The sequence below is a fragment of the Rhizobium sp. BE258 genome (genome assembly GCF_031457345.1).
Classification (GTDB): Bacteria; Pseudomonadota; Alphaproteobacteria; order Rhizobiales; family Rhizobiaceae; genus Rhizobium.
In genome coordinates, this window is the sequence record NZ_JAVDWL010000004.1 from 116,216 (window position 1) to 138,381 (window position 22,166).

Genomic DNA, 22,166 nt, shown 5'->3' on the forward strand with positions numbered 1-22,166 from the left:
TGGAGCTGTGGGGTTTTGTGTGCCTTAGGTTCGAATTGGTTCAAGGCGACTGAACTTCAACAGCAGGTGATGCAGCCGAATAGACCGCCGTGTTTTTCCGCGGCAGGCTGCGCCCTGATCAGGGGGCGAGGTCTGTCACGCGGATCCTGACTGGAATCCCCTTGTAAGCCGGTGTCCCTGATTTCCTGTCGTAGTCGGCCAACGCAATGACCTTATTCATTTCCGGGTAATATCCGGCAACTGAACCCGGCGGGATGTCATAAGCAACCGCAGTAAACCCGGCTACGGTTCTGCCACCAGTTTCCGAAATCGCTTCGATGTCGATAAGGTCGCCGTCGGCAAGACCACGCATTTCAAGGTCCTTGCGGTTCATGAAGATCACATCGCGACGACCGAAGACGCCGCGGTACCGGTCGTCGAGGCCGTAGATGGTGGTGTTGTACTGGTCGTGGCTGCGCAATGTGGTCAGCACGAGAGCATCGCGATCGCGCAAGCGCGCATCCTCATCGAGCCCCGGCGCGACGAGAAATTCGGCCTTGCCGGATGGTGTATTCCACACCCGTTCCGATGCGGCCACAGTTAGGCGAAAGCCACCGGGCGTTTTTACGCGGGTGTTGAAATCATGGAAATCTGGAAAGACGATCTCGATCTTGTCGCGGATCAGGCCGTAGTCGCCGGCCATGTCGTCCCAATGGATGCCATACCGGTCACCAAGCGTTGCTTTGGCCATGCCGGCAACGATCCAGGGTTCCGAGCGCAGATGGTCGCTTGGCGGCTTTAGGAACCCCCGCGACGCATGCACCATCGACATGGAATCCTCGACAGTGACGGACTGACGCCCCGACGCCTGAATGTCCAGATCCGTGCGGCCCAGCACCGGCAGAATGATCGACGTCTTTGCCAGGAGGAGATGTGAGCGATTGAGCTTCGTCGTAAGATGCACGGCCAGGTCGAGCTTGCGCATCCCGGCGAACGTCGCTTCAGGATCCGACATGGCGACGGCGAGATTACCGCCAAGGCAGACGAGGGCCTTTGACCTGCCGTCGATAATGGCTTCGATCGCCTCCACGGCATTGTGGCCCTTTTCCGAAGGTGGTCGAAAGCCAAAGGCTTTTTTCATGCCGTCGAGGAGGGCGGCATTTGGAATTTCCGTAATGCCAACCGTCCGGTCGCCCTGGACATTGGAGTGGCCGCGCAACGGGCATATACCTGCGCCCGCCCGGCCTATATTGCCGCGCAGCATCAGGAAATTGGCGAGTTGCTGTACGTTCGCAGTGCCATGGGCATGCTGGGTAATGCCCATGCCATAGCAGAGGATAACGTTCTTCGCCTTGAGATAAACATCGACGGCGCTGTCCAGCGCTTCAAACGACAGACCGGACTTTTCGATGATCTCAGGCCATTCGGTCTGCTCGACATCGGCTCTCAGCGCATCGAGGCCGGTCGTATGGGTGGCGATGAACTCGCGATCGAGCACGCCGGCTCTGCCGTCCGCGATCTCAACCGCGTCGCGCTCAAAGATACGCTTCATCAGGCCTTTGAGGGCGGCGAGATCGCCGCCGGTACGAACCTGGTGATAGGCGGACGCGATCGGCGTGGAGGAGAGGGTGGTCATCTCGATTGGGTTCTGCGGCGCTGCGAACCGCTCCAGTGCCCGCTCCTTGAGTGGATTGAAGACGACAATCGGCACGCCTCGGCGCGAAGCCTCGTGCAGCGTGGTCATCATGCGCGGATGGTTGGTGCCGGGATTGTGACCGAACGAGAAGATCGCGTCAGCATGATCGAAATCCTCCAGCGTCACCGTGCCTTTGCCAACGCCGATCGACAGCGGCAGGCCGACGCTGGTGGCCTCATGACACATGTTGGAACAGTCGGGGAAATTGTTGGTGCCGTAGGCGCGAACAAACAGCTGGAACAGGAATGCCGCCTCATTCGACGCGCGGCCGGAGGTATAGAACTCGGCCATGTCAGGGTCGGGCAAACTGTTCAGCCCGGCAGCGATGCGATTGAATGCGTCCTCCCATTCGATCGCGACATAGCGGTCACTGCCATGGTCGTAGATCAGCGGATGTGTCAGGCGGCCCTGGTCTTCAAGCTTGTGGTCGCTCCAGTCCCAGAGATCAGACACCGAATGCGAAGCAAAGAAATCGGGGCCAACGCGCTTGGCTGTCGATTCCCAGGTGATCGCCTTCGCGCCGTTCTCGCAGAATTCGAAAGAACTTGTGTGCTTTGGATCGGGCCAGGCGCAGCCGGGACAGTCGAAACCCTCGGGCTGGTTGGCCTTCAACAGTGTCGCCGCGCCCTCGGCGATGATCTGTTGACGGGCCAGCGTTTTGGCAACGGCCTTCAGCGCGCCCCAGCCACCAGCTGGCGCTGTGTAACTCTCAATCCCATCCGGCCGCTTCTCGCTCATCGCAATTTCCCTTCATGGTATTCGATAGGTCTAGCATCGAACGCATCGATGCGAACCTAGACCGATGTATAGGTTCGAGTAGACGTCCATTGGGTGTGCGTGCAACGCCGTTGGACATAGCTTGCTCACATCAATTGACGATGGAGCAGGATGATGGAAAAGACAGAACAGATGCAGGGCAGTGTGGCAAGCGCCACCCACAATGATACGATCGGACAAGTAGCGCTGCTGGCCATGGCCGTCGCGGGCGGCATTGCAGTCGCGAACATCTATTACAATCAGCCGATGCTCGGCCTTATGGAGGCGGAATTCAGTCAGCAACCGATCACTGGCATGGTTCCGACGGCGACGCAACTCGGCTATGCCTTGGGATTGTTCCTGCTGCTGCCGCTTGGTGACCTCGTCAATCGCCGTCGCATGATCATCGGTCAGTTCGTGGTTCTGGCGGCGGCGCTGGCGCTCGCGGCACTTGCGCCGACTGCCTGGATGCTGGTCGTAGCCTCGGTTATCGTCGGCGTGTGTTCCACTGTCGCCCAGCAGATTGTACCCTTCGCCGCGTCTCTGGCCGCGCCGGAAAAGCGCGGCGCCACGATCGGAACGGTCATGGCAGGCGTGCTGTCGGGTATATTATTCAGCCGCACCCTGTCGGGCTTTGTCGGCGAACATGCCGGTTGGCGGGAGATGTTCTGGATCGCGGTGCCGTTCGCGCTTGTCGCCGCAGGCCTGATGTTGGCGGTCTTGCCGCACCACCGGCCGACATCGACCCTACGCTATCATCAGGCGATCCGGTCGCTCGGCCAGCTGTGGCAGCGCCATCCGGCATTGCGAGCTGCAACGATCATTCAGGCATTCCTGTTTGCGTCGTTCACCGCCTTCTGGACCGTCCTGGCGCTCTATCTCGCGGGACCGAAGTACCAGCTCGGTGCGGACGTTGCGGGTCTGTTCGGTATCGTCGGTGCGGTCGGCATATTCGCAGCGCCGCTCGCAGGCCGGGTTGCCGATAAGCGGGGACCTCACTTCGTTGTCTGGCTGGGCGCCGCACTGACGATCGTCGCCTGGCTGATCTTCGGCGTCTGGGCATCGATCGCTTCCTTGGTTGCAGGCGTTATCGTGCTCGACTTCGGCATACAAAGTGCGTTGATTTCCAACCAGCACATCATCTATGCGCTCGATGCCGATGCGCGCAGCCGGCTCAATACGGTGTTCATGACCGGTATGTTTCTCGGTGGGGCGGCAGGCTCCGCCCTGGCGACATTGGCTTGGGGCGAGGGCGGCTGGCTCTCCGTCAGCTTGCTTGGCGCGGCACTCGGCATCGCAGCCTTCTCCGTTAAAATCTTTCATCATCGCCGGCATTCGCCAACGGTTATGGGACACTGAGGTGGGGACCATGAAACAGCTTCGCATCAGAATCGTCGGCGGCTCGCTCGCCGGTCTCTTTGCCGGCATCATGTTACAGCAGGCCGGCCACGATGTTCGCATCTACGAGCGATCGAAGAACGGTCTTGCCGGCCGGGGAGCGGGCCTGGTCGGCCAGTCCGACCTTCTACATATCCTCCGGCTGATCGGCTGCGAGCATGTCGCGCGTGTCGGTGTGCTCGCTAAGGAACGCATCTATCTCAATAAGGATGGCAGCGTCGCCCAGACCGTCAACATGCCCCAGATGCAAATCTCATGGGACGTCCTTTTCGAAACGGTGGCCTCGCGTATCGCATCGGGGAGTTACCTGTTGGGGAGGGATGTCATCGACGTGTTGGATGGTGACAGTGGCGCCGAATTGGTCTTCGGCGATGGGTCGCGGGAGACAGCCGATCTTGTCATCGGCGCCGATGGTCTCGGCTCGGTGGTGCGGAAGGGCGCCAACCCGGAGGACTTCCAGAACGGATATTCCGGCTATGTCGCATGGCGCGGGCTGATCCCGGAAGCCAGTCTGCCCTCTAGCGCCGCTCTGCTTCTCGATCGGTTTTCATTTTATGTTCGGCCGGGGGTTCATATTCTCGGCTATCTGGTGCCGGGCTCGAAGGGCGAGATGAATATCGAGAGCAGGCGCTACAACTGGGTCTGGTATCGCAAGGTGCAGCCAAGCGAACTTGCCGGCACGTTCACCGATCTCTTTAAGCGGATGCATACGTTTTCGCTGCCGCGTGGCGGTCTGTCGGGCGACCGTCTGGAAGCCTTGCGTGCCGATGCGAGACAAATACTCCCGACCCAATTTGCGCTGGCGGTTGAAGCGGAGCCGAGCCCGTCGATCCAAGGTATTTTCGACTACGAGGCACCCCGTATGATCGGTCGTTCAATCGTCTTGATCGGTGACGCCGCCTTCGTCGCGCGGCCGCACACCGCAATGGGCGTGTCGAAAGCAGCCGGCGATGTCATGGCGTTGAGTAACTGCCTGGCGTCCGCGGTTGACCTTGCTGCCGCCCTGCAGCGGTTCGAGGCTGATCGCAGCGTCGTCGGGCGGGAAATCGTTGCTTACGGTCGGCAGCTTGGTGCATCGGCAATTTGAGCGCCGACCGATTGTCTATCACGTTAGAGAATGACATTTAAACCCGTTGGCATCCGCCAGCGGGTCGTTTGATTTCAAGAAATCCGAATGCTTCAGTGCGGGGTCTTCATCAGGCTGAGCGCAGCGTGGATCTGGGACACGACGGCTGCACCTTCCCCGACTGCGGCCGCCACCCGTTTTGTCGATCCGGCCCTCACATCGCCGATGGCGAAAACATTCGGCAGGCTGGTCTCCAGCGGTAGGGGCTGGCGGGAAAAGCTGCAAAGCGCATCGAACGATTGGCCTGTAACGATAAAGCCTTTCTCATCGGTATGGACGCGGTTACTGATCCAACCTGCATTGGGATCGGCTCCGATGAACAGAAAAAGGTGATGGAGGCACAGCTGTCGTTCGCTGTTATCCAGCCGATTGCGCAGGGTAGCGGATTTCAGGCCGCCTGCGGGAGCGCCTTCGATCGCATCCACTTCGCAGTGCATGTGCAGTTCGACATTGTGGAAAGCCTTGATGCGATCGATCAGATATTGCGACATCGTCTCTTCGAGCGCGCGCCGGATGACGAGATGCAGTTTCCTGACCTGAGGTGCGAGAAAAGCGATGGCCTGGCCAGCCGAATTGCCGCCGCCGACGAGGGCGATTTCTTCGCCGGCGCAGAGTTTCGCCTCGATTGACGATGCCCAATAAGAGATACCATTGCCCTCGAAGCTCTCTATGTTGGCAATATTCGGACGCCGGTAATGCGCACCGGACGCAATGACGATTGATCGCGACGTCACGGCTTTTCCACCTGCGAGCTCCAGCGTCAGCACTCCGGTATCGCCCTCGGGCGCAATCAGGCTGTTCACCGCGACTGGCAAGACCATTTCCGCGCCGAATTTAAGTGCCTGGTTATAGGCGCGCCCGGCCAGTGCCTGGCCGGATATGCCGGTCGGGAAGCCGAGATAGTTTTCGATGCGTGAGGAAGCGCCTGCTTGTCCTCCCACCGAACGCTCGTCGATGACGATGACTTCGAGCCCTTCGGAGGCGGCATAAACGGCGGTGGCCAGGCCGGCGGGCCCGGCGCCGACAACGGCAACGTCATAAAGCTTGCCGGGCGTGAGTTCAGGCGTCATGCCCAGGCACGCTGCGGCTTCCGCATCGGTCGGGTTTTTCAGCACGGTGCCATTGGGGCAGACCATAAGAGGCAGCTCTGAGGCGAGGATGCCCAAGCGTTCGATCAACGAGCGGCCTTCACCCTCGGACAAAGAATCGAGCACGAGATAGGGAAAGGCGCTACGGGAAAGAAACCCTTGCAGGCGGGATAACGCGACATTGCCGGGAGCACCAATCAGAACCGAGCCTGCCCCGGCATCGATCAAACCGACACGACGCAGGATAAAGGCGCGCATGATAATCTCGCCGACATCCGCCGAGCCAATCACCAGGGCGCGAAGATGTGGTGCATCGAACGCAACCGCGGTGCAGCCGTCCAAACCGGCCCGTGCACCGGCCAATGTCGGGCGGCCCGAAAGTTGATTGACCTCGCCGGACAGCTGGCCAACGCCATGTGTGGTGATAGGCGCCTCATGCGACAGGCCATCATGGTGAAAGACATCCATCGATCCTTCAAGCACCAGCCAGGCAGGGGCTGCGTGATCTCCCACCCTATAGACAAAATCCCCGGCTTTGAAATGTTGTGGGTCGCCACTGGCAAAACGTTTTGCCGTGGCGATCTGATGGGGTTCAAGCACCGGAAACATCTGGTGCTGTCGGGTGCTGAGATCCGCCATGAATTCTCCCGTGGTTACAATGTCATCTGGCGAATGCCGATGGGCGCTTCCATTCAGTAATATCGCGGTATCGGACCACGTTGCGGCGTCTGATCCGGCAGATCGACCATGATCTCGTCCACATAGCACCAACCCCAGCCCTCGGGCGGGTCGTAGCCCTCGATGACCGGATGCCCTGTCGCATGAAAATGCGCGGTCGAGTGACGGCCAGGCGACTGGTCGCAGCAGCCGACATGGCCGCATTCGCGGCAGAGTCTCAGGTGAAACCACGCCTGTCCTGTTTCCAGGCATTCCTCGCAGCCGAGGGTTTTGGGCCGAACCGTCCGGATCGTCGATGTGTGATAGCAGCCGTGCGACATGGATTTACTCCTCGTTGGCATGTGGATCAGTGCTTCAGCGCTTGTTCGAGACACTGGACCAATTGGCTAAAATTTACGGGCTTGCCGAGAAAGGCAAAAGCGCCGCCACTCATCGCCGCCGCCCTTGTTTTATTGTCGCTATAGGACGTCATGAAGATCATTGGCGGCTTGCGCGCATCCTGTTCATTCAACGCAGCCTGCAGCTCGATGCCATTGAGACCGGGCATTTTGACATCCACGAGCATGCAATCGATCGACGCGCGATCCTGCGCAGCGAGATACTCTTCCGCGGATGTGAACAGCCGGCTTTGATAGCCGCAGGACAAAATGAGATCGTCAAGCGCTTCGCGGATCGACCGATCATCGTCGACGATGGCTATGACTGGTGTTTTGTGCAATTTCTCTGGCCTTGCCGTGTTGGATCAACAACCCGGTATATGCCCCTTCGAGACCGGTCCTTGTACCATACAAGAGTCTAGGTTCTCCCATCTATAGCCCAAGCAGCTCGGCTTTGCGGACCAGATCGGCTACCGAGCGCGCGTCCATCTTGCGCATGACATTGCCGCGATGCAGTTTGACCGTGATCTCACTGATGCCGAGGTTGAAGGCAATCTGCTTGTTCATCAGGCCCTGCACGACGGCTGCCATGACCTCATGTTCGCGGCGTGTCAGCGTCTTTGCCAAGTCAGCAACGGCGCCATTGGCCGCCGATTGCTGACGGACTTCACGGTCCTTTTGGAAAGCAACGGAGACTGCATCGAGGATATCCTGGTCCCGAAACGGTTTGGCCAGAAAATCGACAGCCCCTGCCTTCATCGCGCGCACGGTCATCGGTATATCGCCGTGGCCGGTCATAAAGATGATCGGCATCTGGTTGCCAAGTTTTTCCAGATGAAGCTGGAAGTCGAGACCATTGGCGCCGGGCAGCCTCACGTCGAGCAGAATGCAGCCCGGTCGCTTGAGATCGGCCTTGTCCAGCAGGTCCTGGGCGCCCTCGAAGGCGTGCGCCTCGGTTCGGATCGACAGGAACAGATCGACCAGTGCGTCGCGGATCGAGGGATCATCGTCAACGACATAGACCACCGGAGTGTCATTGCCCTGAGCTTTTGCGGACTTTCTGGCATCATTCATGGACAGCCTCGATCGGTACAGTCATTTGGAACAGTGCGCCGCCTTCGGCGTGGTTGTCGGCGGTCAGTGTACCGCCCCGCGCTTCCAGCATGCTGCGGCAGATTGCAAGACCCATGCCGAGACCGGTTGCTTTGGTGGTGCAAAACGGCTTGAACAGATTTTTGAGCACCTCGGGGCTGAGGCCGGGGCCGCTGTCATGAACCTTGATACTGACGCTCTGGCACTCCGCCAGTTCGATCGTCACCGATATCCGTCGATGTTGCTCTGGCGTTGCTGCCATGGCCTGGACAGCATTGGTGAACAGGTTGATCATCACCTGCTGCAATTCGATGCGGACGGCGCTGACCGCCGTTATCCCAGGCGTTTCACTGGTGTCAAATGCGATCCGGTTTTTGGCGAGCTCGCTCTCCATCAACATTTGCGTCTCGCTGACGAGATCGGCAAGTGACACCGACTCAAGGACCGGCGTGCGCTCGCTAAGCATCGAGCGGGTGCTTTGGATGATGTCGCTGGCACGCTGGCTGTCTCTGACGATCCGCTCAGCCGAGCGGGACACAGCAGCCAGATCCGGCGGATCGCGATCAAGCCAGCGCTGCAAGGTCTGCGCATTGACAACAAGCGCGCCGAGCGGCTGGTTGAGTTCATGTGCAAGCGATGCCGAAAGCGCACCGACCGTTGCGGCTCGCGATGCGAGCGCGAGTTCCGCCTGGGCTTCGAACAGTGCCTTTTGCGCCATCTCGCGCTCGGTAATATCGAACATGCCAACGATGACCCGGTCGAAGTTGGCGACATCTTCCGGAAACCCAACCGTCAGCAAGACCAGCCTGGTCGTGCCGTCGCTGGTGATGATAGAGCCTTTTCCTTCGAAGGAGCTTTCTCGATTGAATATTGCCACCATCAGTTCGAGAAACGTTGCGTCGTCCTGCGCAATATAGCGGCGCATCGAGCTGACATTCCGCGCATCGACGTGGCCGAGGAGCTCGAGTGCAGCGGCATTAGCGGCGACCGTTGGGATGCAAGCGATGCAATCTGCGATGAAGTCGGGATTGTTCCGGGCGTAAGCCTGCAGGTCGGAAACGCCATTTTCACGGAGCTTCACTAACAGTGCGCGGACCTGAGAGTAGTCGCGCTCCCACAGGGCGACGCGGCTCTGTTCGAAGATCGTTCGGTACCGCTCCTCACTGCTCTGTAAGTCGGTGTTGAATTTTATCAAAGCCAGACGCGCACGCTGGTTTCGAATGATCAGGAGGCAGGTGATAACCATGGCTGCAATAGCAACAGTCAGGCGAAGTGCTGCGGCAAGGTCGCCTTGCAGCCCATGACCGGCGACATAGGAGAGTGCCGAAAGGCTGATGCAGACGCCCGCCAGCAGCAGCGTCCCTCTTTCCGTCAACGTTTCCGCCGACAGAAGCAACGTGATAACGTAGAGTGTGGCAAGCGCGCTTTGGATGTCCGTGAACGTGTCGAGATAGAAAAGCGTGGCGGCAAGCAGAAAAGCGAAAGAGACAACCCCTATCTCATAGGGTGATAACCGTTGTTTCGGGTTCACAAGACCAAATAAACGCAATGCCAATTTTCCAGATGGATGCCAATTACGCCATCAAGCCATCCCGGCCAGAAAAACGCAAACCCAAAATCGGCTATTCCGCTGCACACTCAATCTCAAAGGTGCCTTAAAGAAAAGGCCATCCCAGAGCGGCTGGAATGGCCTTTTTGGATTGCGAATCCGAAGGTTCGGGAGAGGGGGCCCCAACCTTCCAGGGCATGAAGCCCAGCACGTCTTCTCGGGAGGATCGAAGACCCCGGAAACCTAACTTCAGTAAGAGAGATGCGAAACTATACCAAGGTGTGGGTTCGACTAGCCAAGCATTGGATACCGTGGAGTGGCTGCCTCGTCTAAAAAAATTCCATCAACTCGCACAACCCAAATGGAGATCATCATGGACCGCACGCTCGCTGAAAAACACCGCAAGTCGCCGCTCACAACCCCGACAATGCTTGGCACGAACGCGACCAACGATATCGCTGGCGCGCTGACAACGCTTCTGGCCGATGTCTTCGCGCTCTATCTCAAGACCAAGAATTTCCACTGGCACATGAGCGGGCCGCATTTTCGCGATTATCACCTGATGCTCGATGAGCAGGGCGAACAGATTTTTGCGATGACGGACGATGTCGCCGAGCGGGCTCGCAAGATTGGCGGCACGACCATTCGCTCGATCGGCCATATTTCCAAGGTTCAGCGCCTGCTCGACAACGATGCTGATTTCGTGACCCCCGCCGACATGCTGGCCGAACTCCGCGAGGACAACCTCACGCTGGTGTCGTTGATGAAGGAGACCCACAATCTCTGCGACGAGCACGGCGATATCGCGACTGCAAGCCTGATCGAAAACTGGGTCGATGAGGCCGAGCGCCGTGCCTGGTTCCTGTTCGAAAGCACCCGCGGCGCCCAGTAAACATATCGGCCCGTCAACGGCGATGCCGGCCGATACGGACTTGGTCGGCTCGACATCTTGGAGACATCTCGTGACCAACGAATTTTCCCTTTCCCGTCGGCAGGTTCTGCTAACTGGCACCACCATTTCTTTGGCTTTGGCTATTCCGGCCTCGGCATCTGAAAAGAAAATTTCTCCTCATCAGCAAGGAATTGAATCAATGACCCACAGTTTCGTGACCACAAAGGACGGCATTGAAATCTTCTACAAGGACTGGGGGCCGCAGGAGGCTCAACCGATCGTCTTTCACCATGGCTGGCCTTTGTCGTCCGACGATTGGGATGCCCAGATGCTGTTCTTTGTCAGCAAGGGCTACCGCGTCGTCGCACATGATCGCCGCGGCCACGGCCGTTCGTCACTGGTGAGCGACGGTCACGACATGGATCATTACGCCGCCGACGCTTCAGCTGTCGCCGAGCACCTCAACCTGCGCAACGCCGTCCATATCGGCCATTCGACAGGTGGTGGCGAAGTCGCTCGTTACGTCGCTAAATATGGGCAGCCGCAGGGCCGTGTCGCCAAGGCTATTCTTGTCAGCGCCGTTCCGCCGCTGATGGTCAAGACCGCAGGTAATCCGGATGGCACACCGATCGAAGTGTTCGACGGTTTCCGCAACGCTCTCGCGGCCAATCGCGCGCAGTTCTTCCTCGATGTTGCTTCCGGCCCATTTTACGGCTTTAATCGGGAAGGCTCGAAAGTGTCGCAAGGCGTGATCGACAATTGGTGGCGCCAAGGCATGATGGGCAGCGCCAAGGCGCATTACGACGGCATCAAGGCCTTCTCTGAAACCGACCAGACAGAAGACCTCAAGGCGATCACCGTGCCGATGCTGGTCATACAAGGCGATGACGACCAGATCGTTCCCTACAAGGACGCCGTGGAACTCCAAGCAAAACTGCTGAAGAACAGCACCCGGAAAATCTATAAAGGTTTCCCGCACGGGATGCTGACAACCCATGCCGACGTAATCAATCCGGACCTGTTGGCGTTCATCAAGGCGTAGTAGCCTTCAGCTCTAATACGAGTATGGCGGCTGATGTTCAGGCCGCCATACTCACTGATCTCTACGGGCCTTGGCTGGGCAAAAACTCCGTTTCCGTAAAGTACTGGTTCAAATCCGTTCAACGCGAAGTATGCCGAATTATTGCTTTACCAGTATAGAGTAAAAGCGTTGTATCCGGCGGACAATGTGCTGGAAATCTTAAATCAAGCCTTACGCGGGCAGTCTGTTTGCCAATTCTCAACGACGTCGGCTACGCTTCTCTGCCTCATCATCGAAGCCAGGTGGTTTTGTTTTTACTCAATTGACGAACTTCTGAATCTCTGGATCCTCGACAATAGCTGAGACAGTAGAGAACTTCTTCGCCAACTGGGCGTCCGTGAAGGCTGCATGTATGTGGCTGTGGCATATCCCGTGCAATGGCACCTTGATCTTGCCACCCTTACTCCTGGGAACAAGATGGTGGTCCTCGATCTGGTCGTCAGGTATTACCCGCTCGCAGAGCGGGCAGATGACCGGCTCTGACTCGACATCTTGCGAAGCGAAATCGTTTCTGTGCTTGCGTGCCATCGATTTGGTGTCTCTCTGTCGGCCGTCACACTGCGTCCGCGCGGCTTTGTTAGACCATCCCCGGCATGCCGACAACACTAAGCCGGTTTCAGCAAGGCAATTGCGTTTGCATCGGAGGAACCGAGGGGAGTAAAGACGACCAGCTCCATTGGTCGGTCCTAGAGACAAGCGAGAGAATTGTACAATATTGTCCATAAGTTGCGGTCTGCGCTTTGGCAGGTCGTCGGTTCATATCAGTTTAAGCGCCTCGGCGAGATCGCCGGGGCGCCTCTGGCGCCACGCTGAAAGATCAGAAAGCGATCGACGATACCGCGGCCGGAATCTATGCGGTGGGGGTGTGGACCCCTTCCGAATGTAGAGCGCATGGGAGTTCCCGATAGTCGGCGAAGCAGGCGTTAAAGCCTCCACCCTCATCTGAAAACAATGAAGCAAACAAATGGGCTTTTCCCTCCTGTTGAACCGGTCTATCATCGCCATCTGCCTTGCGCGGGGAGCGACGTGGAAAATTCTGTAAAAGTGGTGAAGTTGGGCGACGGTTGGGCAGTCTACGTGCTTGACGGTGGGGTCGTGACCAGCCAAAGCTTCAAATTCGAGGCCTATGCGACTGCTTGGGCTGATGGTCAACGTTCACGGCTCAAACTGCCCCCGTTTGACCGACGCCCTTGAATGTGATTTTCCACCGTCGCATTATACAGGTCTTACCTATGGGTAGGGACGGCGCACGGTTATAAATTCCGCGCAAAGAAAAAGGCCGGACGTGCCGGCCTCGTTCTCGATAAAGCGAGATTTTACTGGTTGTTCTCGCCGCAAGCCACGCCCTGCGGAGTAGCGTCGCTCTTGCCCGCCTGGGTCTGGAGAGCGCCCTTGGTGTTGGAGCCGTCCTTGCAGTCGGTTGAGTTGGTCTTGGTCGTGCTATTGGTCATCGTACCATCGGTGGACATCGGCTTCATCGTCTTGGTGCCAGTGCTGTCCATGTCGCCATTGGCGCCGCCGCCGGCATCTTCATTGGCGTTCTTGTCGGTCGCCATATTGTTCGGAACCGGGTTGGACTGAGCATACGACATCGAAGTTGCCATGCCGAGAGCGAGAAGCGATGCGGCTACGAGTTTCATTTTCATTTAATGTTTCCTCCTTCAGGAATTGTCACCGGATGGCAACACGGGGAGAGAACAAGTGCTGAACCTTGATGTTCCGGCCGACTGGATCACTAAAGGTTGACGAAACTCTCGACTCATCTCGATGTTGTTGAGTGGCGTAAGCCTCCCTCCTTCGGCTTTAACGCCATGCGGAACGCGCTTGGCAGGAGCGCGTTCCGTCAAGCTTTGGATAAAAGCTCGGCCACGACCGTTTGCATCTGGAGTTTTATCCGCTACCCTTCATCTAGACAGTTGGTGACATCTGTTTAGAGGTCATTGTCCGCTCTCCAAAGCCGCGTTGATGACCTCGCCAAGTTTACAAATACGATGAGTGTCACTGCCATCGTATCGAGCCGCCTCACGTTCCTAAGGCTTCCCTGAGCCTCATTCGCGTGAGGCGGCTTTTTCCTTCCATCAACGAATAACCCTCTGTCAACCGTAAGGGTTCTCTTGCTGCGATTGAGGCACAGCGTGGCATCACAAGTGGGCACGTCGGAACCGCGTCCACTAACGGAAAAGGCCCGGTAACGCTGCTACCGGGCCTTCGCGCCGAAAGTGGCGGCGTTGCGGGTGTATCAATTCCCGCTCTGCTCTCTCGTCCCTTTTGGTTTGGCTTCCAGAAGGGCCATGCGTATCAAATATTCGATCAGTGGGTTCCCGTCAGAACGGGCAAGCTTGGCGCAAACGGTAAGATGATCAACAAGAAGTGGCTTGGTCATTTGCTCCTCCGGCGCGTCCTCCAACGCGAATGAGTGTCGTCTAATATATCTTGATCGAAGCTTAACGAGCGGGAGCCAATTTTTGCCCCGGATGGTCTCCTTCCGCGCCCCCCCGCAACGTTATCGTTTCTCTGTTTTGTCGCCATCTGGAAGGGCTGGGACTATCACGGTTGCCCACGCCGAACGGTATCCTCTCAGCCAAGCGGAGTGCAGATCTAGGCGGTCGGCGTATGGGTTTGAAGACGCAAGACCCCCAGACCTTGCAAGGACACGCCCCTGTTGCTCGGCCTCTTCAACTTCTCTCAGTAAGCACATTTTGGCACCCTCATTACCAACGGTATTTCCAAGTAATTCCGGGTGGTCGAATTTCAATGCCTTACCCCACGGCCGTTCATAAATTGTGGGCAACCGAACACTCCAAGCGGCTCATCGGGGGCGGCTTTTCTTAAGGCATGACAATCGAGCATAGCATGGCATCGAAAGGGCAAGGGCAAGGGCAGGGAGCCTGCAAATGGAGCAACAACGGAAACGGTTTCGATTTATGGCCTCCTGGGCTCGCCTATCGGAGCGCGTCGAGAACCAGGCAAGGATCTCTCCGATCTTCGCTCAAACATGAACACGGGCTTCCAGCAGCTCAACGCCGCGATCAACACCCTCTCCAACGAGGTCGGCGGCGGCTCGAAGTCTGAGTGGTCTATCATCATCGGCTTCAGCTCGGTGACGATCACCAACCTTGCCGGCTTTGGGTTTCTTGCGCTGCAGCCAATTGAGGACAACATTACGCAGATCCGGGAAGACGCGAAGGTTCAAACCGCCAGCACCTCGACGGCTATTGCAACACTGGTCGATAAGATGGTCAGCAAGGACGAGATGCAGTGGCGGACGCAGCGCGGTGTGGAATGCCGTCAAAGACCTTCAAGACGCCCAGGTGCCGCGCGCTGAACTCGATCGCGTCTTCGCGGCATATGATCAGCGGTTCCTCGACCAACAGCGACAGCTCAGCGACATGAAGGAATCGCAGGGCAGCGTGTGCGGCGCCAGGCACGTCATCATGGATCTGAAGACGGACCAGCAGCGGCTTGAACGAGAGCTGTCCGACACGAAGACAAGGGCGGGCGGACAAGCCATAGCTTGTGGGCGATCAATGCATTCTACGAGGTCGAGGCAACATTCCTGCAGCCTTGTCGGCAACGATTTTAAGCGTCTCCCAATCCGGCAGATCCTTCTCGGCAACACGCTCCTGCGTGGCAGTTAAGAGCCATGCGGCGGCTTCGACGCTTTCCGCTTCCTTGCACTCGTTGAAGCGCTCAAGACAGGCAGTGATTCTTGGTCTCGCAGATCCGTCAGCCCAGGGGATCGAGGCGGCCAGAGAACGAGCCTCCGAGTAGGCGTCGGCTATTTGCTGCTTTTCTCGTTCATTGCTTTCAGTGATGACACCCAATGTGAAAATCAGTGTTTTCATCAAGTGGCGGCTTTCATCAGATTGATCAGGCAAGGTGGCCTCCAACGTATCGACGGGGAACCTAGCTCATACCGCGATTAGATTGCAATTTTTGAATGTATTTTTTCCAGTATCGACATGAAGAGGCTCGCGGCGCCTCCGAGCGTGGATGGCGCCGCTCGTGAGCATTACCAGCGGCAGATACGCTTCTTGGAGTAGACCCAGCGGTGATGGTGCCGGTACCGAACGGTCTTGACGCGGCATCGCGGGCCATGACGATAGTAGTTTCGGCCGTGGCGCCAATCCCGACGGTCATGATGGCGATCCCATGACCGGCCATGATGACTGTCTCCGACCGTCACTGTTACGCTATCCGCGAGACTGGGAGTGGCCGATGAGAATATAGAAGCCAGGCCGATCATGCCTGCGATGATAATAGCTTTCATTCGAGTTACTCCAAACAGGTGATAACGCGCTCAAAACGCCGGCCACTGAACGCGGTTCCATGCCTAGGACTTTGGTCTGATGCCGTTGCCAAAGAAAAACCCGGCTCAGAGCGGGGCAAGGGGGTGCTGTGGAGTATGATGTCCGGGAAATTGACATCGGTAGCGTAACTCGGAAGGCCGCATACCGGTTCCGCGCTAGTGTCTTCGCGCGGACAGGTCGTAGGCTGCCGAGGGAATTGGGCCTGATGAAATCGCTGGTGTTGCAGCCGCGGTTTCGTCAATGAGAAATGCGGCGTCAAAAAGCCATTAGGATCACTGGAATTAATCTTCCAGGATTCCCTCCCAAGCCCTCAACGCCAAAAGCGGTGTTCAAGAGCCCGGCGCGAACGAGTAGTCTTGCGCAGCAGGGATGCCAGGGCACGTCTCGTTTGAGAAGGGCTCGCCATACGCAGGCGAGCCCTTCATGCAACAAGGTGGCCGCCAAGACGTATCACCGGCGGGAATTAATCAAAACTGATGATGTTAGTCACGTGACACGAGCGCGACGGGAAAAGAAACGCCCCAGCGTGCGGCCGGGGGCAAGGTGGGGAAGTGAGAGTGCGGGCGATGAACGTGCTGTCGTTTCGCACTTAACTGGGTCCTTCCTCAATTTCTGTGATTCAGCGGCATCATTCTCGCCCTCATCAGTTCCGGGCCGGCGCGACCGTACATTGCTCGCTTCAGTACCTTGAGGCGGTTGATCTGACCTTCGGCTTGACCGTTGCTCAGGGAGTTCGATTGCATTTCTTACGGCATCGCGCCGACCCTCCATGGCTTGGATACTGGCGCGATCGGCTTGCCCTCAAATTTGGATAATGGGCGTGGAGGCGGTGATCTTTGTTTCTGCCGAACCCGTTAGCCGCGAGACGCTGGCGCAGGTGGTCGGAAAAGACTGCAGCATCTCTTCTCATCGATGATCTGCGCGAGGAGCTCAGTTCCCGGCCCGATGAGCTGGTGTCGGTCGCGGGTGGTTGGCAGCATCGAACCCGCCCGCGGTTCGCCGAGACGATCCACGCCTGCCGGCTCCGACAAGTGAAGGGACGGCGGCACTGTCGGAGTTCGTGCGATAGTGCTGATGGCGGTGGGATATTTCCAACCGATCACCCGCAGCAAACTATCGGAGATCTTTGGCAAGGAAGTCAGCCGCGACACGATTGGCTCCCTACGCGGCGCCGGGTTTATTTCTTCTGGACCACGCAGTCCGGCTCCAGGAGCGCCATACACTTTTGCAACGACGAAGCATTTTCTATCAGCCTTTGGCTTCGATACCCTGCACGATCTTCCTGATATCGAGGCACTCGAAGACGATGGATTGCTGAGCAGAACCATCCCCTATGGCGACGACATTTCCGTCGCGGCCGAGGAATTCTTTGATGGTGAAGAAGATGCGAGCGTCGATTTCTCGGTGCTGCGACCATCTGAAGGAGATTGAAGCCTAGAATTCGGACCATCTGTTTTGTCCTCACGGACGAGACCTCCGTTGGGCATTCTCAAGAAATCAGAGCCAGTCCTACGCCGCAAACCGCAGCCACAACGACAACAAGCCACGGCGGAAGCTTCCACGACATCAGAAGTACAAAGCAGAAGAGGGCCAGCCTGAAATCACGCATGTTGCCGATGGCGCTTGTGAATACTGGCGAATAGAGGGCAGCGCCGAGGATGCCGACAACCGCAGCGTTTGCTCCTTGCATAAGCGACTGCGCTGTCGCCAACGAGCGAAACCGGTCCCAAAAGGGCAGTACGCCGATGAGAATCAGAAATCCTGGCAGGAAGACGGAGAGCAGTGCGATTACTGCGCCAACCATGCCATTCGGCTGCGGTCCAAGTACAGTGCCGAGGTAGGCCGCAAAGGTGAACAGCGGCCCAGGGACCGCCTGTGCGGCACCATAGCCTGCCAGGAATGCATCGGGGGATACCCACCCAGGTTGCACGACTTCGGCCTCGAGAAGAGGCAAGACTACATGGCCACCGCCGAACACGAGTGAACCGGCGCGGTAGAAGCTATCAGCGACAGCGAATGCCTGGCCGTATTTCGCGAGCAGAGGCAGAATCACAAGTAGTCCGAAAAAAGCGACGAGTGCCGCAGCCGCACCCCGTCGGGACACCGGCATTGTGACATGGCCACTCACTGGTGTGCCAGTGCCGCGGCTAAGTGCCAGCCCCGCGCCTGCGCCAATCAGGATCGCACTCACCATGCCGAAGGCTCCCGGCATGAATGCGAGCACCGCCACGGCCGCGACCGCAATTGCCGCTCGCTCTTTATCCGGACAGAGGTTCTTCGCCATGCCCCAGACGGCCTGCGCCACGATGGCGACTGCGACGATCTTCAGGCCATGCAGCGCGCCCGTGCCGACCGGCCCCGAAATGCTTGCAGCAGACATGGCAAACACCAACAGGATCAGCGCAGATGGCAAGGTGAAGGCCGTGAAGGCCGCCAGGGCCCCTAGCCAGCCCGCGCGCATCATGCCTAAAGCAAAACCCGCCTGACTGGATGCTGGACCCGGCAAGAATTGGCAAAGGGCGACCAGATCGGCATAGGCGTGATCGGAAAGCCAAGCGCGTCGGTGCACGAGTTCTTCCCGGAAGTACCCGAGATGAGCAATCGGTCCGCCGAATGATGTGAGGCCGAGCTTCAGGAACGTGAGAAAGACTTCTGCGGGCGTGCCGGCAGGCGTTTGAGTCTGGGCCGTGCTCGTGCTGTCTGTCATTCTGCTCCTGCCTCGCCCTTGAGTTCTCTCAGTTGGATCCTGACAACCGCCGGGCCTTTATTTGCCAGTCTCGCGATCGTCAGAAACGCCAGAATTGCAAGTGCGCCGAGCCCCGTTGTGATCGCGAGCGACGAGGTTGCGCCTATATCGGCCATGGCAAACGCCAGGGCGAACGGTGCGGTCGCAGAGACTATGAGCCTCGCCGCCATAACCTTACCCTGAAATCTGCCATAGCCCTCGCTGCCAAACAGCGTCAGCGGCAGGGTGCCGGTGACGATGCTGAACAGGCCGTTGCCCAGACCGAAGACGATCGCAAAAGCCATCGCTCCGGTCACAGATGGCGTCGTGAGGATCAAGATCAGCACGCCACCCGGAATGAGCGCCGCGGCGATCGTTGCCAAAGCCAGTGGCGGCAGATTGCCGCCGAGCACCATGTTCGTGAACCGGCTCGAAACCTGCGACGGGCCGAACAGTGTGCCGACTGTTGCAGCCGTGGCGCCCAGACCGAGGCCCGACAATAGCGGCACCATGTGGACCAACACTGCCGCGCTAACGAGCGACTGCAACGAGAAACCGGCGACCATCAGAATAAACCCAAGGCGTCTGACGTCCGGACGCAAAGCCCCGTCAACGACGCTTACCGATCCGCTCTGTTCCTGTCGGCGACCCTTGGCAAGCCCATGGGAAAGCCAGGCATGGAGAGGCAGGCAGATCAGGAGATTGAGTCCGGCGAACACGAGATAGATGTTTTGCCAGGAGAGATGGGCATGCAGCGTCGTGGTGATGGGCCAGAAGATTGTTGAAGCAAATCCGGCGATCAAGGTCAGATAAGTGATGCTGCGTTGGGCGGTCTGCGGCCGGATCTGGACAAGCAGCGCGAAGGCTGCGCCGTACTGCACCAGGTTTGCGGCGATCTCGATCACGATCAACGCCGCGACGAAGGCAATCTTGCCGGGCGCGAAAGCGCAGGCGATAAGGGCCGAAGCGGCAATTGCGGAACCAGCCGTCATCACGCGGCCCGCGCCGAAGTGGTCTATCGCCCTGCCCAGCCACGGCGCGCTCAGTCCGCCCAGGAGAAGTGCCGCCGAAAGCGCACCGAATATCCATTCCGCCGACCAGTTCAGATCCCGTGCCATGTCTGGCGCGAGAATGCTGAAGCTGTAGTAAAGCGTCCCGTAGCCGATGATCTGCGTGAGGCCCAAAGCGAGGATGGCGGCAATCGGCGGACGTTCCATCATATGGATTTCAGGCCCACGCGTTGTTCGAGTTTTTCAGCCTCTTCCTTCCGCTCGCTGTAGCGATTGGTGAGATAGGAAGACGCATCCCGTGTCAGAAGGGTGAACTTCACCAGTTCCTCGCAGACATCGACGACGCGATCGTAGTAGGAGGATGGCTTCATGCGCCCGTCCGCGTCGAACTCCTGGAAGGCCTTGGCGACCGACGACTGGTTGGGGATCGTGATCATCCGCATCCAGCGACCGAGAACACGAAGCTGGTTGATGGCATTGAACGACTGCGATCCGCCAGAGACCTGCATTACCGCCAACGTCTTTCCCTGGGTCGGACGAACCGATCCGATCGACAGCGGAATCCAGTCGATCTGCGCCTTCATGATCCCAGTCAACGCGCCGTGGCGTTCCGGGCTGACCCACACCTGACCCTCCGACCATGCCGAGAGCTCGCGCAGTTCCTGTACCTTCGGATGGCTCACCGGCTCGGCGTCAGGCAGAGGTAGACCCTCCGGATTGAAGATCCGAACCTCGCAGCCGAAGTGCTCGAGCAGCCGACCAGCCTCGAATGCCAGGAATCGGCTATAGGAGATGGTCCGCAGCGAGCCGTAGAGGATAAGGATGCGCGGCTTGTGGGTCGAGAACGCCGGACGCAATGCAGCCTGAACCGGCTGTTGCAGGTGTTCCAACGATGCAGCAGCCAAATCAGACAATGCGCTTGCCCTCGCTGTCGAGTACCTTTTCACCATCCTCTTTGGTGAAGGCGCCCTGATGCGTTTCCGGTAAGATTTCCAGAACCACCTCCGACGGACGCGCAAGCCTTGTGCCGAGCGGCGTAATGACGAACGGCCGGTTGATCAAGATCGGGTTTTCGAGCATGGCGTCGAGTAACTGATCGTCGGTCAAGGATAGGTCGTCCAAACCCAATTCCGTATAGGGCGTGCCCTTTTCACGGATCGCCTGGCGCACGGTTAGACCGGCGTCAGCGATCATCGTCACAAGCCGATCGCGTGAGGGCGGGTTCCTCAGGTACTCAATCACCGTGGGTTCAATGCTGGCGTTCCGGATCATCGCCAGCGTGTTGCGAGACGTTCCGCAATCCGGATTGTGATAGATGATGGCGTCCATGGTCAGACCCTTTCAATGGCTTCGGATTTGGAATGGGAAGTTGCTCGCACGGCGCCGCCGCACTCGTACCAACCCTTGCTGCGGTTGACGATCCAGACGACTGACAACATCACCGGCACCTCGATGAGAACGCCGACGACGGTTGCAAGTGCCGCGCCCGAGTTGAAGCCAAACAGGCTGATTGCTGCGGCGACCGCCAGTTCGAAGAAGTTCGAGGCGCCGATCAAGGCCGACGGACCGGCGACGCAATGTTGCTCGCCTGACACCCGGTTCAGCAGATAGGCAAGACCGGAGTTGAAGTAGACCTGGATCAGGATGGGCACCGCCAGCAAGGCGATGATGGTCGGCTGGGCGATGATCTGCTCCCCTTGGAAACCGAACAGAAGCACCAGCGTGGCAAGGAGCGCCACCAACGATAGTGGCTGTAGTGTTTTCAGCAGTCGGTCGAGGGATGCCGATGATCCGGAAGCAAGCAGGCTGCGGCGCAGGATCTGGGCGACTATCACCGGCAGGATGATGTAGAGCACCACCGAGAATACCAGCGTCGCCCATGGCACGGTGATGGCGGAAAGACCAAGCAGCAGGCCGACGATCGGCGCGAACGCCACCACCATGATCGCGTCATTCAGCGCGACCTGCGAAAGCGTGAAGAGGGGCTCGCCCTTGGTCAGGTTCGACCAGACGAACACCATCGCCGTACAGGGTGCCGCGGCAAGGATGATCAGACCGGCGATATAGGAATCGATTTGCACCTCCGGCAACATTGGCCGGAACAGATAACCGATGAACAGCCAGCCCAGCAGCGCCATCGAGAAGGGTTTGACTGCCCAGTTGATGAACAGCGTCACACCGATACCGCGCCAATGCCGGCCGACCTGGCTCAGAGCCGCAAAATCGATCTTGACCAGCATCGGGATAATCATCAGCCAGATCAGCACGGCGACGGGAATGTTGACCTTGGCGACTTCGGCGGCGCCGATCACCTGAAAGACATCCGGCATCAAGTGACCAAGGGCGATGCCTGCAAGGATGCATAAAAATACCCACACCGTTAGATAGCGTTCAAATGAGGACATCGTT

At 58.3% G+C, this 22,166-nt stretch carries 20 protein-coding genes and 1 pseudogene; 6 read left to right on the forward strand and 15 right to left on the reverse strand.

Annotated elements, in window-relative coordinates; translation table 11 throughout:
• Nucleotides 1–118 precede the first annotated feature (118 nt).
• Nucleotides 119–2,413: an FdhF/YdeP family oxidoreductase gene (locus tag J2X43_RS14985; RefSeq protein WP_310295118.1), complete on the reverse strand. Its 2,295-nt coding sequence runs from the start codon at nucleotides 2,411–2,413 to the stop codon at nucleotides 119–121.
• Between the two features lie 153 nt (nucleotides 2,414–2,566).
• On the opposite strand from J2X43_RS14985, the gene J2X43_RS14990 reads away from it, so the two are divergent.
• Together J2X43_RS14990 and J2X43_RS14995 are read left to right on the forward strand one after the other, a co-directional pair.
• Nucleotides 2,567–3,790, forward strand: coding sequence for an MFS transporter (locus J2X43_RS14990; RefSeq protein ID WP_112389479.1), 1,224 nt, complete (start codon nucleotides 2,567–2,569; stop codon nucleotides 3,788–3,790).
• A 10-nt stretch (nucleotides 3,791–3,800) separates the two neighbouring features.
• Nucleotides 3,801–4,916 (forward strand): FAD-dependent monooxygenase, encoded by a 1,116-nt coding sequence (locus J2X43_RS14995; protein WP_310295120.1) that lies wholly within the window; start codon nucleotides 3,801–3,803, stop codon nucleotides 4,914–4,916.
• 92 nt (nucleotides 4,917–5,008) lie between these two features.
• On the opposite strand, the gene J2X43_RS15000 is transcribed toward J2X43_RS14995, so the two are convergent.
• From J2X43_RS15000 to J2X43_RS15020, 5 genes are all read right to left on the reverse strand, one after another.
• Entirely contained in the window at nucleotides 5,009–6,682 is a 1,674-nt protein-coding gene (locus tag J2X43_RS15000) for an FAD-dependent oxidoreductase (protein ID WP_310295122.1), read from the reverse strand.
• 53 nt (nucleotides 6,683–6,735) lie between these two features.
• Nucleotides 6,736–7,041, reverse strand: coding sequence for a UBP-type zinc finger domain-containing protein (locus J2X43_RS15005; RefSeq protein ID WP_112516722.1), 306 nt, complete (start codon nucleotides 7,039–7,041; stop codon nucleotides 6,736–6,738).
• 26 nt (nucleotides 7,042–7,067) lie between these two features.
• Complete coding sequence (locus J2X43_RS15010) at nucleotides 7,068–7,439, reverse strand: response regulator transcription factor (protein WP_112389475.1); 372 nt, start codon at nucleotides 7,437–7,439, stop codon at nucleotides 7,068–7,070.
• A gap of 91 nt (nucleotides 7,440–7,530) precedes the next feature.
• Nucleotides 7,531–8,172: a response regulator transcription factor gene (locus J2X43_RS15015; RefSeq protein ID WP_112389474.1), complete on the reverse strand. Its 642-nt coding sequence runs from the start codon at nucleotides 8,170–8,172 to the stop codon at nucleotides 7,531–7,533.
• Nucleotides 8,165–9,739, reverse strand: a complete 1,575-nt coding sequence (locus J2X43_RS15020; RefSeq protein ID WP_310295125.1) for an ATP-binding protein — start codon at nucleotides 9,737–9,739, stop codon at nucleotides 8,165–8,167. The genes J2X43_RS15015 and J2X43_RS15020 overlap by 8 nt, the downstream gene beginning before the upstream one ends.
• Nucleotides 9,740–10,112: 373 nt before the next feature.
• Between J2X43_RS15020 and J2X43_RS15025 the strand changes: the two genes are divergently transcribed.
• Nucleotides 10,113–10,631: a Dps family protein gene (locus J2X43_RS15025; protein WP_112389472.1), complete on the forward strand. Its 519-nt coding sequence runs from the start codon at nucleotides 10,113–10,115 to the stop codon at nucleotides 10,629–10,631.
• 70 nt (nucleotides 10,632–10,701) lie between these two features.
• Complete coding sequence (locus tag J2X43_RS15030) at nucleotides 10,702–11,673, forward strand: alpha/beta hydrolase (RefSeq protein WP_310295128.1); 972 nt, start codon at nucleotides 10,702–10,704, stop codon at nucleotides 11,671–11,673.
• A 297-nt stretch (nucleotides 11,674–11,970) separates the two neighbouring features.
• On the opposite strand, the gene J2X43_RS15035 is transcribed toward J2X43_RS15030, so the two are convergent.
• The 3 genes from J2X43_RS15035 to J2X43_RS15045 all read right to left on the reverse strand — a co-directional run bounded on the left by J2X43_RS15035 (nucleotide 11,971) and on the right by J2X43_RS15045 (nucleotide 14,095).
• Nucleotides 11,971–12,240 carry an HNH endonuclease gene (locus J2X43_RS15035; protein ID WP_310295130.1) on the reverse strand — a complete coding sequence of 90 codons (270 nt, stop codon included), beginning with the start codon at nucleotides 12,238–12,240 and terminating at the stop codon, nucleotides 11,971–11,973.
• A 788-nt stretch (nucleotides 12,241–13,028) separates the two neighbouring features.
• A complete protein-coding gene (locus J2X43_RS15040) occupies nucleotides 13,029–13,358 on the reverse strand; it encodes a hypothetical protein (RefSeq protein WP_112540142.1) in 330 nt (109 codons plus the stop codon).
• A gap of 593 nt (nucleotides 13,359–13,951) precedes the next feature.
• Nucleotides 13,952–14,095 carry a hypothetical protein gene (locus J2X43_RS15045; RefSeq protein ID WP_162698809.1) on the reverse strand — a complete coding sequence of 48 codons (144 nt, stop codon included), beginning with the start codon at nucleotides 14,093–14,095 and terminating at the stop codon, nucleotides 13,952–13,954.
• A gap of 612 nt (nucleotides 14,096–14,707) precedes the next feature.
• On the opposite strand from J2X43_RS15045, the gene J2X43_RS15050 reads away from it, so the two are divergent.
• Entirely contained in the window at nucleotides 14,708–15,037 is a 330-nt protein-coding gene (locus J2X43_RS15050) for a hypothetical protein (protein ID WP_112389465.1), read from the forward strand.
• A gap of 199 nt (nucleotides 15,038–15,236) precedes the next feature.
• Here the strand turns inward: J2X43_RS15050 and J2X43_RS15055 are convergent, their stop codons facing one another.
• On the reverse strand, nucleotides 15,237–15,590 hold the full coding sequence (locus J2X43_RS15055) for a hypothetical protein (protein WP_148194294.1): 354 nt from the start codon (nucleotides 15,588–15,590) through the stop codon (nucleotides 15,237–15,239).
• 1,201 nt (nucleotides 15,591–16,791) lie between these two features.
• On the opposite strand from J2X43_RS15055, the pseudogene J2X43_RS15060 reads away from it, so the two are divergent.
• Nucleotides 16,792–17,453, forward strand: a pseudogene (locus J2X43_RS15060) (SMC-Scp complex subunit ScpB).
• A gap of 58 nt (nucleotides 17,454–17,511) precedes the next feature.
• Here J2X43_RS15060 and chrA read toward each other — a convergent pair.
• From chrA to arsB, 5 genes are read right to left on the reverse strand one after another with little or no spacing between them, the layout of a single operon-like run.
• Entirely contained in the window at nucleotides 17,512–18,729 is a 1,218-nt protein-coding gene (gene chrA / locus J2X43_RS15065) for a chromate efflux transporter (RefSeq protein WP_112389463.1), read from the reverse strand.
• On the reverse strand, nucleotides 18,726–19,967 hold the full coding sequence (gene arsK, locus J2X43_RS15070; RefSeq protein WP_310295135.1) for an arsenite efflux MFS transporter ArsK: 1,242 nt from the start codon (nucleotides 19,965–19,967) through the stop codon (nucleotides 18,726–18,728). The genes chrA and arsK overlap by 4 nt, the downstream gene beginning before the upstream one ends.
• Nucleotides 19,964–20,707, reverse strand: a complete 744-nt coding sequence (gene arsH, locus J2X43_RS15075; protein WP_162706050.1) for an arsenical resistance protein ArsH — start codon at nucleotides 20,705–20,707, stop codon at nucleotides 19,964–19,966. The genes arsK and arsH overlap by 4 nt, the downstream gene beginning before the upstream one ends.
• Nucleotides 20,664–21,092, reverse strand: coding sequence for an arsenate reductase (glutaredoxin) (gene arsC, locus J2X43_RS15080; protein WP_162706057.1), 429 nt, complete (start codon nucleotides 21,090–21,092; stop codon nucleotides 20,664–20,666). The genes arsH and arsC overlap by 44 nt, the downstream gene beginning before the upstream one ends.
• Nucleotides 21,089–22,162, reverse strand: coding sequence for an ACR3 family arsenite efflux transporter (gene arsB, locus J2X43_RS15085; protein WP_112389459.1), 1,074 nt, complete (start codon nucleotides 22,160–22,162; stop codon nucleotides 21,089–21,091). Before arsB ends, arsC begins: the two co-directional genes overlap by 4 nt.
• Nucleotides 22,163–22,166: the final 4 nt, after the last annotated feature.

Excerpts from the sequence above, each read along its gene's own strand:
- J2X43_RS14985 (WP_310295118.1), bottom strand. The coding sequence starts at position 2,413 with ATGAGCGAGAAGCGGCCGGATGGGATTGAGAGTTACACAGCGCCAGCT.
- J2X43_RS14990 (WP_112389479.1), top strand. The coding sequence starts at position 2,567 with ATGGAAAAGACAGAACAGATGCAGGGCAGTGTGGCAAGCGCCACCCAC.
- J2X43_RS14995 (WP_310295120.1), top strand. The coding sequence starts at position 3,801 with ATGAAACAGCTTCGCATCAGAATCGTCGGCGGCTCGCTCGCCGGTCTC.
- J2X43_RS15000 (WP_310295122.1), bottom strand. The coding sequence starts at position 6,682 with ATGGCGGATCTCAGCACCCGACAGCACCAGATGTTTCCGGTGCTTGAA.
- J2X43_RS15005 (WP_112516722.1), bottom strand. The coding sequence starts at position 7,041 with ATGTCGCACGGCTGCTATCACACATCGACGATCCGGACGGTTCGGCCC.
- J2X43_RS15015 (WP_112389474.1), bottom strand. The coding sequence starts at position 8,172 with ATGAATGATGCCAGAAAGTCCGCAAAAGCTCAGGGCAATGACACTCCG.
- J2X43_RS15025 (WP_112389472.1), top strand. The coding sequence starts at position 10,113 with ATGGACCGCACGCTCGCTGAAAAACACCGCAAGTCGCCGCTCACAACC.
- J2X43_RS15035 (WP_310295130.1), bottom strand. The coding sequence starts at position 12,240 with ATGGCACGCAAGCACAGAAACGATTTCGCTTCGCAAGATGTCGAGTCA.
- J2X43_RS15040 (WP_112540142.1), bottom strand. The coding sequence starts at position 13,358 with ATGAAAATGAAACTCGTAGCCGCATCGCTTCTCGCTCTCGGCATGGCA.
- J2X43_RS15045 (WP_162698809.1), bottom strand. The coding sequence starts at position 14,095 with ATGACCAAGCCACTTCTTGTTGATCATCTTACCGTTTGCGCCAAGCTT.
- J2X43_RS15050 (WP_112389465.1), top strand. The coding sequence starts at position 14,708 with ATGAACACGGGCTTCCAGCAGCTCAACGCCGCGATCAACACCCTCTCC.
- chrA (WP_112389463.1), bottom strand. The coding sequence starts at position 18,729 with ATGACAGACAGCACGAGCACGGCCCAGACTCAAACGCCTGCCGGCACG.
- arsK (WP_310295135.1), bottom strand. The coding sequence starts at position 19,967 with ATGATGGAACGTCCGCCGATTGCCGCCATCCTCGCTTTGGGCCTCACG.
- arsH (WP_162706050.1), bottom strand. The coding sequence starts at position 20,707 with ATGGTGAAAAGGTACTCGACAGCGAGGGCAAGCGCATTGTCTGATTTG.
- arsB (WP_112389459.1), bottom strand. The coding sequence starts at position 22,162 with ATGTCCTCATTTGAACGCTATCTAACGGTGTGGGTATTTTTATGCATC.